A 13,768-nucleotide genomic window follows, 5' to 3' on the forward strand; every position below is an offset into this window, starting at 1 on the left:
TGGTGCTGCCGGCTCCTGCGTATTCGCTTTCTGCAGGGGCGCTGGTGTGCCGTTCAATGTCGAAGTATTCGGAACGCGGTTGGCACTCAATATGGATCCATTCGCGTGGATTGAGATCCGAGCCAGCGCGTGCGTTTCGAATAATGCAAGCATCATGAGACGCGGTGCCAACATTCGCCCGGGAGCGTGGGCTCCGAAAACCTGCCGCGACAAGGTCGCGATGGTGCAAGCTGCCTGCTGGTGCACGTTGATAGATCATTAGTGCTGAATTCAGCAGAGACACTGCATCGCGACACGCCGTGATGCTTTTCATGCGGCCGAGGAGCCGAACTCGTATGCGCGGGTTTCGTGCATGTAGCTAAAACTACTTGTCAGCGAGGAGAAGTTTCATTTGATACAAGTGATCTCGTGTTGCTTTGTCCGGGAATCGAACAATAATTTGCAGAAAGCGGTCAGGTAACTTCGATAAAGATGTTCTGGGGCATTGAGCATCTCCACTGCCATGCGAGGCATTCGGGGTTCTGCTCAATGGATCCAGAAATCTTGCAAGAAAGATCGATCTGGCAAAGGACTCACACCGACGTGTCGTCGAATCAAGACCTGCCGATTCCCGTGAACCGGGATTCGCGAACCAAGGCATTCCGCGCCGATATTCAGGGGCTTCGTGCCATAGCCGTTGGCATCGTGGTGCTGTATCACTTCTGGGGACACTATCTCCCTGGGGGCTTTGTCGGCGTCGATGTATTCTTCGTGATTTCTGGTTTCTTGATTACCTCGCACCTGATCTCCAAACCACCTAAGAATCTCGCGGACGTTGCGCATTTCTGGATGCGGCGAGTGAAACGCCTGATCCCTGCATCCTTCTTGGTGATCTTCGCCAGCGTTCTGGCTATCTGGATGTTTGCGCCGACCACGGTCTGGCAGGACTGGGGGTTGCAGGCAGTGGCTGCAACGTTCTACTTCCAAAACTGGTTCTTGGCTTTGACTAAAGTCGATTACCTAGCCGAAAGCGATGCGCCAAGTCCTTTCCAGCATTTCTGGTCATTGTCTGCTGAAGAGCAGTTCTACTTCGTTTGGCCGGTGCTGATTGGTTTGCTGATATTTGCCGCAGTCAAGTTTGGGCTTAAGCCAGCGACCGTGGCGCTGGCAGGAATCAGTGCCGTGTTTGTTCTGTCCTTTGGCTACTCGATCTACGCGACGGCAGTCGAGCCGGGAAGTGCCTACTTTTCCACGTTCACTCGCGTATGGGAATTCGCTGCTGGCGCACTCGTCGCAGCATTGGGGCCACGTTTGCATGCGGCAAAGCGCGACCTTGTCAGTCTGATTGGCGCTTGGGGCGGTCTACTAGCCATTGCTTTCAGTGCGTTGGCTTTCACTGGAGACATGCCATTCCCTGGCTACATTGCCGTCATCCCGGTATTCGGCACAGCCTTGCTTCTGCTGTCCCACTCCACCCACAGGTATTCTCCCAACGTCCTGCTGAACTCCAAGCTGTTCCAGTTCTTTGGGGATAATTCCTATGCCATTTACCTGTGGCACTGGCCGCTGCTGGTCTTGATGCCGTTCACGGTTGATGATTTCAAATGGCCGCAGAAGATCCTGGCTCTCGTCCTGACCTTGTCTTTGGCAGTGCTGACCCAGAAGCTTGTCGAAGTTCGGTTCCGCAAATTCATTGATTCTTCTGTTGTGCTTTCGGCACCGCGCTTCCTGGTCTCCGGAAGCCTGATTCTGGCCTTGCTTTCCGGCGCTTTCTATATGAATACGGCCCGGGTCATGAACGATGCGCGGGACGTGGATAAGGCGCTGGCCCAAGTGGAGAAATCCGTGGGTCCAGAGTGCTTCGGAGCAGCCGCCCTGGCCGAAGATTGCGATCAGCAACAAGAAGCGATAGGCAATTACGACGTAGTTGCCCCTGCGCCGATCGCGGCTAAAACGGACAAGCCAATTGTCTACAAGGACGATTGCTTTGCAAGCCAGAGCACCGACTTCAAAGAACGTCCCGTATGCAGCTACGGCGACGGAGACATTAAGGTCGCGCTGGTCGGCAACTCGCATGCCGCCCAATGGTTCCCCGCTTTGGAACCGCTGGTCGAGGAGCACGACTGGACTTTGGACACTTACGTTGCCAATCGCTGTGCCATCATGGCTGAACCACAGAAATTTGATTCGGAGTCGAAGACAGCGGGGTGTGCTGAACTGGGTACCTGGGTGAGCGAGCAGATTGAGAAAGAAGACTACGACCTGGTGATCAGCTCGAATCGCCAATCGGTGCCGGTCAGCGGCTACAGCATGAAGGATACTGAAGAGCCGGCACAGAAGGCCTACGAGGAAATCTTGGAGAAGTGGTCGGATACTGGGGCGGACGTCGCGGTGATCCGTGATACCTCGTGGCCCGGGGAGACCTTGGACAATGTTCCAGACTGCGTGGCATCGAACCCGAATGACCCTGATGAGTGCACCGGTGATGCGGACGATTGGATCCCGATGGATCCGCAAGTGGATGCCGTAAAGGCCCTTGAAGATCCGTCGGTAGTGCAGATCGACATGAATGACCAGCTGTGCGAGGAAGACCGCTGCTATTCGGTGGTGGGCGGCATCGTGGCGTACTGGGACCACTCGCACCTGAGCGAAACTTTTGCGGGATCCTTGTCTCCGACCCTGGAATCACGTCTGAAGAAGGCTCTGGATTCCGAGGAACTGTTCCGAGCCGCATAAGGCATCGGACGGGTTTCTGTTCATGGGCTCTGGCCGTGGCGCATTCAATGCGTCGCGGCCGGGGCCCATTGTCATTCTGCGGTGCTTCTTCCTGATGCAGGAACATCTCGGCCTGGGCGATAAGCGGAAACGCTGGGTTCTCCGGGCAACCAGAACCTCCACGGGAACTGCGGACCTCCTGCTATCCCGGCAACCCCAACGCGCGGCCCGGTGCGGATCGCTGCCGGAGCACTGGGCTCGGCGTGGATGGCAAATGGGGGAGAGAACAGGTCCAATCCATCGTGCGTCAATCTGGTGAGTCCCAGCGCAGCTGCCAAGTTCCCCGGTCCGCGGGCCAACTGGACCTCCGGGATGGGATTGCGCGAGTAGCGGGCTGGGCGTTTCTCCAGCCGGCGGGCCATTGCCAGTTCCGTCCCCGACGTGATTGCGCCTGAGCGTATCAGCACCCCGGACGCAATGCCCGGCGGCGAGCAAACGAAATTCAGGGCATAGTGCATGCCGTAGCTGAAATAGACATATGCATGTCCGGGGTCCAGGAACATGGATGCGTTGCGTTCGGTTTTCCGGTCTTTCGAGTGGCTGCCCGGATCGTAGGGGCCACCGGTGCCTAACCCCATGTATGCTTCGGTTTCCGTGATGCGCACGCTGACCGGTCCTTCGGCGGAATCCACCGTGAGCACTGCCCCGAGCAATTGCGGTGCAACGCTCAGCGCATCGGGCAAGAAGAAAGTGCGGTCCATGTCTCCAGTGTGCCTGCTGAAGCCAAATTGTCCCTGGCGCGTGCCACGATTCTTTTTACTTGAAACTTGGGGGTTCAAGTAACTCGCACTCGTGAAATGGAGGTGGACCATGAAAAAGTCCATTCTGACGGCATTTGTACTTGCCGGAATTCTCTCGCTGGCCGCCTGCGGCGTCTCCACGGAAGATTTCGAGGCCGCGCAGGCTTCAAGCTCGGCCATGGCCGCTGAAGTAGAAACGCTTCAAGCTCAGCTGACCGAAACGGAATCGCAATTGGCCCTGGCCCAGGACGAAGCTGCAGAGCTTCGCGCGGCCGAAGAAGAACGCGTCGCTGCCGAAGAAGCCGAGAAAGCCCGCAAGGCGAAGGAGAAGAAGGAGAAGGAAGCCGCGGCCAAGGCGGAGAAAGCCAAGGCCAACAAGGCACGGAAAATCACCAAGCGTGAACTGGCGCAGATCGTGAAGAAGCCGGACGCGCACATCGACGAGAACGTGATCGTCTATGGGCGGGTCACGCAGTTCGACTCCGCGACCGGTCCCTGCACCTTCCGAGCTGATCTGAGCCATGCGCACGTCGGCAAATACGACTACGAGCACAATTCGATGTTCACAGCCGGCGACGGCCTGGTGGATTGCAAGGTGCTTGATGACATCGTGGCCGAGGACATCGTGCAAATCACCGCGACGGTCACCGGTTCGCTGAGCTACGACACCACCATCGGCGGCTCAACCACGGTGCCGCAGTTCCAGGTCGTGAAAATCAAGCGCCTGTAGCCGCACGCGGCGTCAGCGCGATCAGCCCGGCATCGGCAGAAAATACTTTCTGCCGATGCCGGGCTGCCCGTTTTCACCGGCTGCCAGCAGAACCGTGAACTGTTCGAAACGGCATGGAAACATTGCCGAGAAGCAACCGTTACCCCCGGCAAGAACTTGATACACAGCGGAAACGAAGCAGCGAGTGTTCGGAAACATCGGGTTAGTTCAATAGTCATATCACCACCGATACACCGAATAACTTGAGGGGACGTGATCCAGATGGAGTTGGATGTTGCCAGCTTGTGGATCCTGATAGCTGCCGCGCTCGTGCTGCTGATGACACCGGCACTGGGACTTTTCTACGGCGGCATGACTCGCGCCACCGGCGTAGTGAACATGATGCTGATGAGCTTCTCCGCCGCGGCAATCACCGCCGTCGTCTGGGTGCTGTGGGGCTACTCGTTCTCCGCCGGAGAACCAGCCATCGCCGGAATTGTCGGCAACCCGATCAGCGACTTCGCCATGCACAACACCGAGCAGTCTGAGCTGCTCGCCGCCGGATTCGCCGGAACCTTCGCCATGATCTCGGTGGCCATCATCTCCGGAGCCATCGCCGACCGTGCGCGCTTCGCACCATGGCTGTTCTTCGTGCCGCTGTGGGTCACCCTGGTCTACGCACCGGTCGCCTTCTGGGTCTGGGGCGGCGGACTGCTCTCCGCCGACGGCTTCCTGGGCAGCATCTTCGGCGAAGCCATCGACTTCGCCGGCGGCGCAGTGGTCCACACCAACGCAGGTATCGCAGCCCTGGTCCTGGCCCTGAAGCTCGGCCAGCGCCACAACTTCCACGACCGTCCGCAGCCGCACAACACCCCGCTGGTGATGCTCGGTGCAGGCCTGCTGTGGTTCGGCTGGTTCGGCTTCAACGCCGGGGCGGCAACCACCGTCGAGCAGGCAGGACTCATCTGGGTCAACACCCTGGCAGCTCCGGGTGCCGCAGTCCTCGGCTGGATCCTGGTCGAGAAGCTGCGCGGCTCCCGCCCCAGCTCGGTGGGCGTTGCCTCCGGCCTGGTGGCCGGCCTGGTAGCCATCACCCCATCCTGCGCCGACGTTGCCCCATGGGCCGCCATGCTGCTGGGCGTGCTGGCCGGAGCCGGTGCCGCCTGGGCCGTGAACCTGAAGTGGAAGCTCGGCTACGACGACTCGCTGGATGTTGTCGGCGTGCACCTGGTCGCCGGCCTGATCGGCACCCTGTTCCTCGGCTTCTTCGCACTGCCGACCGAGGAAAGCGCCGGCGGCCTGTTCTACGGCGGCGGCGTAGCCCAGCTGATCGCCCAGACGGCCACCCTGATCGTGGTCATGGCCTTCTCCGCGGTGATGACCTGGGTCATCGCAACGGTTATTGGAAAGTTCAGCCCATGGCGTGTCACGGCAGACATCGAGATTGCCGGGATCGACGAGGCCGAACACAACGAAAATGGATACCAGCTGGTTTCCAAGTAAGGAGCGGAATCTGGAAAATAACGCAGTACAAGCACGAGGGGCAGGACGTTTCTGAAACGTCCGACAAGACCGCCGGTGGGCCATGCAGCCACCGGCGGTCCTGGCATTTGCCGATGCGCCAGCTGGCACATGTGCAAACCATGGGAATCAGCTTGCCCGGTGGCATCGGCACCGCGAAGGCCCCTAGCGTGGCACTTACCAGCCGATCATTCCTGCGAATAAGGAGAGTGCCATGACCAGCGAACCACAACAGCCATCAACTCACGGACAGAAGCCGGTACTGTCCGGCCCCGGACAGGACAGCGAGTTCCTGACCACGACCCAGGGCGCTGAAGTCAACGACACCGATCACTCGCTGAAAGCCGGCGAGCGGGGGCCCACCCTGCTGCAGGACCACCACCTGCGCGAGAAGATCATGCATTTCGATCACGAGCGGATTCCCGAGCGCGTTGTCCATGCGCGCGGCGCCGGCGCCCACGGCACATTCACCAGCTACGGCAATGCCGGCAAGCTGTGCCGTGCCGACTTCCTCAAGCCCGGACGGCAGACCAGGGTCTTCGTCCGCTTCTCCACCGTGGTCGGATCCCGCGGTTCCATGGACACGGCCCGCGATACCCGCGGCTTCGCGACGAAGTTCTACACCAACGAAGGCATCTTCGATCTGGTGGGCAACAACATCCCGGTGTTCTTCATCCAGGACGGGATCAAGTTCCCGGACCTCGTCCACGCCGCGAAGCCGCACCCGGATACCGAGATCCCGCAGGCACAATCCGCCCACGACACCTTCTGGGATTTCGTCTCCCTGCACACCCCTGCCCAAGCCCACGTGATGTGGCAGATGAGCGACCGGGCGATACCCCGTTCGCTGCGCATGATGGAAGGCTTCGGCGTGCACACCTTCCGCATGGTCAACGAGGAAGGCGCTTCCTCCCTGGTGAAGTTCCATTGGAAGCCCAAGCTCGGCGTGCACTCGCTGGCCTGGGAAGAGTCCCAGCTGGCCGCCGGCGCGGATCCGGACTTCCACCGCCGCGATCTGGCCGAAGCCATTGATGCCGGCGCCTACCCCGAATGGGAACTGGGCGTGCAGATTTTCCCCGATGACGGCACAGCGGTCTTCGAAGGCATCGACCTGCTGGATCCGACGAAATTTGTCCCAGAAGAGCTGGCTCCGGTCCAGCCGCTGGGCAAGATGGTGCTGGACCGCAACCCGGAGAACTACTTTGCGCAGACCGAACAGGTGGCCTTCCACCCCGGGCATCTGGTTCCGGGCATCGATATCAGCGACGACCCGTTGCTGCAGGCGCGGCTCTTCTCCTACCTGGACACCCAGCTGACCCGCTTGGGCGGGCCGAACTTCGCGCAGATCCCGATCAACTCGCCGGACTCGCCGGTCAATGACATGTTCCGCGACGGCTTCCACCAGCACCGGGTGCCCAAGGGCATCGCGCCGTACAAGCCGAACTCGCTGGATGGCGGCTGCCCCTACATGTCGCAGGTTCTCTCTGGCCAGCAGCCTCCACTGGACTTCCCGCAGCCTGTGGCCTCCGGGAAGAAGGTGCGTTCCGAGCCGGCCAGCTTCTCGGACCACTACAGCCAGGCGCGCCTGTTCTACATCAGCCTCTCGGCCGTGGAGCGCGCCCACGTGCAGCAGGCCTACTCCTTTGAACTGGGCAAGTGCACCGATACCGCGATCCGCCAGCGGCAGGTGGAATGCCTGGCGAAGATCGATACCCAGCTGGCCTCCGGGGTGGCCCAGGCACTGGGCCTGCCGGCACCGGCCGCAGTGCAGCTGGATGACCCGGTGGCCAGCCCCGCGCTGTCTCAGATCGGAAAAGCCTGGCCGGTGGACGGGCGCAAGGTCGGGGTGGTGTTCAACAGCGGAAACCACCAGCACGTGCCGGCAATAGCCCAGGCGCTGGCCGAACGGGGCATGTCCCCGCTGCTCGTTTCGGCCTCCGGCGGCGAAGTGGCCCCGGACCTGCCCATTGACCGCACCTACCTGACGGCGCGCTCCATCGAATTCGATGCGCTGGTGCTCATCGGCCCGTTGCCGCCGGCCCCGGACGCCGCGGTTGCGCTGGATGCCAAGGCCGGCGCCCTGGGGGCAGGCGGGGTTCCCATCGACCCGCGCGTGGCGTTGCTGGTCGCGGAGGCCTACCGGCACAACAAGGCCATCATCACCCTTGACGGGCTCTCCGATGGCCTGCTCCAGGCAGTCGGCCTGGAAGACGATGCCCCAGGCATTGAACTTGTCGAGGTAGACGGGGTTGCCGACAGCGCGCAACAGCTGCTGTCCGCCCACCGCGCCTGGGAACGCTTCCCGGTCAAGGACTAGCGCAGCCAGGCGGGTGCGGCGCGGCAGGTGCATCAGCTGGTGCGCCTGCGCCTGCGCCAGCGCTGCCCGCTGGCACAAGTAATTGTTGAGGAGATTTGCACATGACTTCAGAATCCGAGAGCCATGATGGAAAAGGCAGCGCGGGCGCAACGGCTGCGAAAGCCAGGCGTGCTCCGGCACCCGATGCCCGAACCAAGCCCGATTCCCCACCGGACATGCACCCGCGGTCATGGAAGTACGCGGCCAAGCGCTCCATCAGGGAATTCTCCCGGAAGAAATGCACGGATATGGCGGCCTCGCTGACCTATTTCGCGATGCTCTCCATTTTCCCGGCCCTGCTGGCGGTAGTCTCCCTGCTCGGAGTTGCCGGCCAGGCGGAGAACATGACCCGCAACATCCTTTCGCTGATCCAGGAACTGGCCAGCAAGGAAGTGGTCGAAACCCTGCGCCAGCCCATCGAGCAGCTGGCGTCGGCCCCGTCGGCAGGCTTTGCGCTGATTGCCGGTCTGCTCGGTGCGCTATGGAGCGCCTCGGGGTATGTCGGGGCGTTCGGACGGGCCATGAACCAGATCTATGAGGTGGACGAAGGCCGCCCGTTCTACAAGCTGCGCCCGCTGATGCTGCTGCTGACACTGGTACTTCTTGTGGCCGTGTCCGTGCTGGGGATGCTGCTGATCGTCTCCGGTCCTCTGGCCCAGGCGCTGGGCAACGCCATGGGGCTGGGCGAGGGCGCGGTGGCGATCTGGAATATCGCCAAATGGCCGGTGATCGTGCTGTGCGCGATTGTGCTGGTGGCCGTGCTCTACTACGGGGCTCCCAATGTGAAGCAACCGAAGTTCCGCTGGATCAGCCTGGGCTCGGCCATCGCGCTGCTCGTGCTGGCGGTGGCGACCGTCGGCTTCTTCTTCTACGTTTCGAACTTCGGCAACTACAACAAGACCTACGGTGCCATCGGCGGGGTCATCGTGCTGCTGCTGTGGCTGTGGATCGCCAACCTGTCGCTGCTGTTCGGCGCGGTCTTCGACGCGGAAGCCGAGCGCGGGCGCCAGCTGCAGGCGGGGATTGCCGCCGAGCGCTCGGTCCAGCTTCCGCCGCGGGATACCAAGGCCAGCATGAAGCAGGAGGAAAAAGAAGAGCAGGACATCAGCGACGGGCGGCAGCTGCGCTTTGCCAGCGAGCTGGACGCCGAAGAGCAAGCGGATCCGGATTCCAGGCGGAACCCGGAAAGCTGAGCAGGAGCTGAAGCTGGCAATCGCCTGGGCGCCCCTTGGCGCGGGCCGGCACCTCGGTAGCGTGTGAAACGACCAGATTATTCCAAGACAAAGGAGCTCATCATGGCCAACGACGAAGCAAGCAAAGTCATCAGCATCATCAAGGACATGCGGATCGCCATGGTCACAACCCACAGCGCTGGACGGCTGGCCAGCCGCCCCCTGACGCTGATTGAAGCCACCGACGAAGGAGAGCTCTGGTTCTTCTCTGCCGCCGACGCCGGGATTGTCAAGGAAATCCGGGCCCAGGGACTGGTCAATGCCGCGTTCAGCGGATCCAAGGCGTGGGTGTCGGTCAGCGGCCACGCCGAGGTGGTGCTCGATGTCGCCAAGAAGAAGGAGCTGTGGAACGCCGCGGTGGAGACCTTCGCCAGCGAAGGCCCGGAATCTGCGCAGTCTGTGCTGCTGCGCATCGATGCCGACTCCGCTGAATACTGGGAGAACCCCGGTGGGGCAGCGAGCCTGATGGCCGGCTGGGTGAAGCAGAAACTCACCGGAAAACCCGCCGAGCCCGGGGACTCGAATAGCGTCGAACTCTAGGGCGCCAAAAACCGCAAACGGCCGCTGCTCCGAATTCCCGGAGCAGCGGCCGTATCGCTGTGCACATTGCCTGGCGCAGAGCTGTGCCCCATGAATTGGCATTCATGGGGCACAGCTGGTTGCGCTGCTTAGGACAGGTCGTCCTTGACATCCTTGGCGGCGTCCTTGACGTGTTCGCCTGCCTGCTTGGCCTTGGCAGCGGCCTGGTCCTTCACGCCTTCGGCCTGCAGCTGCTCATTGTTAGTGGCATCGCCGATGGCTTCCTTGGCCTTGCCAGATGCTTCCTGGGCCTTGTTCTGGATCTTGTCTCCAATTCCCATGATTCTTACCTCCTGTGTGGATCTGGTGTACTGACAATTTGAACTCTAGGGCAGATTGCAAATCGGGGACCTGAAGCTGGGAATTTCCTTGTGGCATACTTTGCAGATCATCACAGAGCCGCCTTCAGCGCGGCGAATTCCGCAAGCTCTCTCGATGTTGTGCCTCGGGCCCTCGGTGCGATTGGCGGTGCGTCCCTGAACCATGCGCGTTGCGTTGCCAGGTTGGCCGGCTGATCCGCAGCATCCCCGGATTCTTCCCGCGGGACACTTCAGGGGTGGGTCTGTGGTTATTTGCGGCTTTCAGGTGCCATTCAGGTGGGCGAGGCACGAATTGCCCGGAACCTAGACTGGTCAAAAGTTCCTACCAAGGAAAGAGGGCTGATGGACCAGAAGCCGGTGTCATTCAGTACAGGCGAACCACGATTTGCAACCCGCAATGGAGAGCCGTGGTGGGGTGCCGAGCAAGCGGTGCGTGATGCCGCCGTGTGCTGCGAGGGCAACCCGGACGCGATGCTGCGCGTGCTGGAAGACTCGGGGGAAGATCCTCCGGTTCCAGCCGCTGGCCAGACGCAGCGGCTCTGGGAGCTGCTGGCGTCCGTGGCCGCCACCGACCTGGTTGCGGCCAGGACGCTGGAACCGCATCTGGATGCAGCCGGAATCCTGAGCCAGGCGGGCATGCCGTGGCAAGCAGGTACCTCCTGGGGCGTTTTCGCCGCGCAGTCGCCCACCACCACTCTGGAAGCGACCCGCCAATCCGGCGGAGAGTGGGAACTGAACGGCACCAAGCACTGGTGCTCGTTGGCCGCCGCGCTGACGCATGCATTGGTCACCGCCCGAACACCGGAGGGGAACCGGCTGTTCATGGTTTCCCTGCGCCACCCCGGCGTTGAACCGGCAACAGGTGGCTGGATCAGCCGAGGCATGGCCCAGCTGCCCAGCGGTTCCGTGGACTTCACCGGAGTGCCGGCCCAACCGGTGCAAGACGCTGGCTGGTACCTGTCCCGCCAGGGGTTCGCCGTTGGCGGCGTCGGTGTTGCCGCCTGCTGGTTTGGGGGAGCGGTGGGAATCTACCGCCATCTGCTGCGCAGCGCCCAAGCGCGCACCCCGGATCAGCTGGCCCTTGCTTGGCTCGGCGAAGCGGACCGCTTGCTGGCCGGCTGCGCCGCACTGCTGGAACAGGCCGCCGGGCTGGCCGATGCCGGAGCACTGGATGCCATTTCAGCCCATCGGGTCCGCGGCCAGGTGGCCGGGGCCTGCGAGCGGGTGCTGCAGCTCAGCGGCCAAGCCACCGGCCCGGGCCCGCTGACCGCCGATGAGGAGCATGCGCGGCGCGCAGCAGACCTGGGCATCTATCTGCGCCAGCACCACGCGGCCCGCGATGACGCGGCGCTGGGCCAGCTGATTGCGGACCGTGCCGGCAAGGAAGGTGGCAGCGCATGGTGAACTTCACGCATCAGGACCAGGGAACCTCTGCAAGCTGCTGGCAGCAAGCTGGGCTTGAGCAGATCGCCGCACTGGATCCGGAGAAGCTCTTCCACGCAATGGCATCGGTGATTGTTCTGGCCGCCCACCCGGATGACGAGACGCTGGGAGCCGGAGGACTGATCCGCATGGCGCTTGGCCAGGGGATCGATGTCCACGTGATCGTCTGCAGCTTCGGGGAAGCATCGCATCCGGACTCCACCACACACTCCGCGGCCCAGTTGGCCGCGCTGCGCCAGGCCGAACTGGCCGAGGCCATGGACATGCTGCGCGCACAGGGACCGCGCAGCGGAACGCTGCATCTGCACTGCTTGGGCCTGGACGACGGGAAACTCGCAGTGCAGCAGGAGCCGATCCGCGCAGCCCTTGAGCAGCACGCCGGCGAGCGCTGCCTGATCGCCAGCACCTACCGCGGCGACGGGCACCCGGACCACGAAATCCTGGGTCTGCTCGCCGCGGACTGCGCCCTGGCGCACAATGCCTGCCACCTGGAATTCCCCATCTGGTTCTGGCACTGGGCGCAACCGGACCGGCAGCCCAGCTTCAGGCATTGGTTCCGGCTGGCCCTGGATGCTTCCAGCACGGATGCCAAGGCCCGCGCCCTGGAGGCCCACCGTTCCCAAACCACGCCGCTGTCCGCCCTGCCAGGAGACGAAGTCCTCCTTAGCGAAGGCTTCCTGCAGCATTTTTCCCGCGGTGCCGAGATCTTCCGCGCCACCTGGCCTGGCCACAAGGATGCCGCGTCGGCTCCGGCAGTATTCGACGAGCTCTACGGGGAGCGCGAGGATCCGTGGGAATACCGCAGCAGCCGCTACGAGCAGCGCAAGCAGCAGATCTTGCTCGCCTCCCTGTCCCGGGAGCAGTATGCGGCGGTGCTGGAGCTGGGCTGCTCCATCGGGGTGCAGAGCGCCGAACTGGCCCGCCGCAGCACGCGTCTGCTGGCGGTCGACGCCAGCGCCACCGCATTGGCCCAGGCGAGGCGGGCCGTGGCCGGAATGGACCACGTCGAATTGCTGCAGGCCACGGTGCCCCGGGAATTTCCGCAGCTGGAGCCGGGCAGCTTGCAGCTGGTGGTGCTCAGCGAGATGGGTTACTTCCTGGCAGCCGACGAACTGGAGCAGGTGCTCGCCGCCAGCGCTGCCGCACTCCAAGCCGGCGGAGAGCTGGTGCTCTGCCATTGGCTGCATCCCATCGACGGCTGGCCGCTGGACGGGGAAGAAGTGCACCGCATGGCGGGCCAGCTGCGGTGGGAGCGCATCGTGGAGCATCGCGAAGCCGATTTCCTGCTTGAAATACTGCGCAAGCCAGCTGGTGCCCATGGGTAGGCAGCTGGCGGCCATGGCGGTGATCATCCCGGCCCGCGACGAGGAAGAACGCCTGGGCCGTTGCCTGGATTCGGTGCGCGCGGCCATGGACCGTCTTGCCCATGCCCGCCCGCAGATCCAGGCCAGGGCCATCGTGGTTGCCGACAGCTGCACGGACGGCACGGCGCAGATCGCCGGGAGGCATGCCAGCGAGGATTGGCGGATCAGCGTGCAGCAGGTCGGCTTCGGCAATGTCGGTGCGAGCCGTGCCGCCGGAGCACACCATGCCCTTGGCCTCCTCGCAGCGGCCGGCGACCCAGGCGCCATCTGGCTGGCCAGCACCGACGCGGATACCTGCGTCCCCGAGCATTGGCTTCAGGGCTTTGCCCGCCTGCATAGCCGCGGAGCAGATGCGGTAGCGGGAACCGTGGAACCGGACCGCAGCGAACTCGATGAGCACCTCTTCGCCCTTTGGCAGCAGGAATACCAGCCGGTGGAGGGGCATGGCCATATCCACGGCGCGAACTTCGGCGTGTGCGCTGCCGCCTATCTGGCTGTCGGAGGCTTCGAGCCGCTGGCGGCCCGGGAGGATGTGTCACTGGTGGAAGCCTTGCGCCATGCCGGCTACCGGGTCCAGGCCACGGCCCGGCTGCAAGCAACCACCTCTGGGCGCCTGCGCGGCCGGCTGGGCGAAGGCTTCGCGGACTATCTGGCGGCGCTGGATCGCCGGATGCTCAACACCGGCTAGCATCCAGCAAGCAGACCTGGTCCCGGGCATGGAAACAGCCCCCTGGTGAACTGCGCGGTGCG

Annotated in this window: 11 protein-coding genes; 9 read left to right on the forward strand and 2 right to left on the reverse strand. The window is 62.9% G+C overall.

Annotated elements, in window-relative coordinates; all coding sequences use genetic code 11:
* The first annotated feature begins 528 nt into the window (after positions 1–528).
* Positions 529–2,715: an acyltransferase family protein gene (locus ATK23_RS04330; protein ID WP_157801631.1), complete on the forward strand. Its 2,187-nt coding sequence runs from the start codon at positions 529–531 to the stop codon at positions 2,713–2,715.
* Between the two features lie 71 nt (positions 2,716–2,786).
* Here ATK23_RS04330 and ATK23_RS04335 read toward each other — a convergent pair whose 3' ends face one another.
* Positions 2,787–3,455, reverse strand: a complete 669-nt coding sequence (locus tag ATK23_RS04335) for a DNA-3-methyladenine glycosylase (RefSeq protein ID WP_066137958.1) — start codon at positions 3,453–3,455, stop codon at positions 2,787–2,789.
* Between the two features lie 109 nt (positions 3,456–3,564).
* On the opposite strand from ATK23_RS04335, the gene ATK23_RS04340 reads away from it, so the two are divergent.
* From ATK23_RS04340 to ATK23_RS04360, 5 genes are all read left to right on the forward strand, one after another.
* A complete protein-coding gene (locus ATK23_RS04340) occupies positions 3,565–4,224 on the forward strand; it encodes a hypothetical protein (RefSeq protein WP_066137961.1) in 660 nt (219 codons plus the stop codon).
* 261 nt (positions 4,225–4,485) lie between these two features.
* Positions 4,486–5,706, forward strand: coding sequence for an ammonium transporter (locus tag ATK23_RS04345; RefSeq protein WP_038991574.1), 1,221 nt, complete (start codon positions 4,486–4,488; stop codon positions 5,704–5,706).
* Positions 5,707–5,938: 232 nt separating this feature from the next.
* Complete coding sequence (locus ATK23_RS04350; protein ID WP_066137966.1) at positions 5,939–8,041, forward strand: catalase; 2,103 nt, start codon at positions 5,939–5,941, stop codon at positions 8,039–8,041.
* A 101-nt stretch (positions 8,042–8,142) separates the two neighbouring features.
* On the forward strand, positions 8,143–9,273 hold the full coding sequence (locus ATK23_RS04355; RefSeq protein WP_066137969.1) for a YihY/virulence factor BrkB family protein: 1,131 nt from the start codon (positions 8,143–8,145) through the stop codon (positions 9,271–9,273).
* A 102-nt stretch (positions 9,274–9,375) separates the two neighbouring features.
* A complete protein-coding gene (locus tag ATK23_RS04360) occupies positions 9,376–9,852 on the forward strand; it encodes a pyridoxamine 5'-phosphate oxidase family protein (protein WP_066137972.1) in 477 nt (158 codons plus the stop codon).
* A gap of 128 nt (positions 9,853–9,980) precedes the next feature.
* Here the strand turns inward: ATK23_RS04360 and ATK23_RS04365 are convergent, their stop codons facing one another.
* Positions 9,981–10,172, reverse strand: a complete 192-nt coding sequence (locus tag ATK23_RS04365; RefSeq protein WP_038991459.1) for a CsbD family protein — start codon at positions 10,170–10,172, stop codon at positions 9,981–9,983.
* Positions 10,173–10,553: 381 nt separating this feature from the next.
* On the opposite strand from ATK23_RS04365, the gene ATK23_RS04370 reads away from it, so the two are divergent.
* The 3 genes from ATK23_RS04370 to ATK23_RS04380 are packed head-to-tail and all read left to right on the forward strand — an operon-like array spanning position 10,554 to position 13,706.
* Complete coding sequence (locus tag ATK23_RS04370) at positions 10,554–11,615, forward strand: acyl-CoA dehydrogenase family protein (protein ID WP_066137974.1); 1,062 nt, start codon at positions 10,554–10,556, stop codon at positions 11,613–11,615.
* Positions 11,609–12,979 (forward strand): PIG-L family deacetylase, encoded by a 1,371-nt coding sequence (locus ATK23_RS04375; RefSeq protein ID WP_066137977.1) that lies wholly within the window; start codon positions 11,609–11,611, stop codon positions 12,977–12,979. The genes ATK23_RS04370 and ATK23_RS04375 overlap by 7 nt, the downstream gene beginning before the upstream one ends.
* Positions 12,972–13,706, forward strand: coding sequence for a glycosyltransferase family 2 protein (locus ATK23_RS04380; RefSeq protein ID WP_066137980.1), 735 nt, complete (start codon positions 12,972–12,974; stop codon positions 13,704–13,706). The genes ATK23_RS04375 and ATK23_RS04380 overlap by 8 nt, the downstream gene beginning before the upstream one ends.
* Positions 13,707–13,768: the final 62 nt, after the last annotated feature.

It is taken from the genome of Glutamicibacter nicotianae, assembly GCF_002797775.1.
Taxonomy (GTDB): domain Bacteria; phylum Actinomycetota; class Actinomycetes; order Actinomycetales; family Micrococcaceae; genus Glutamicibacter; species Glutamicibacter nicotianae.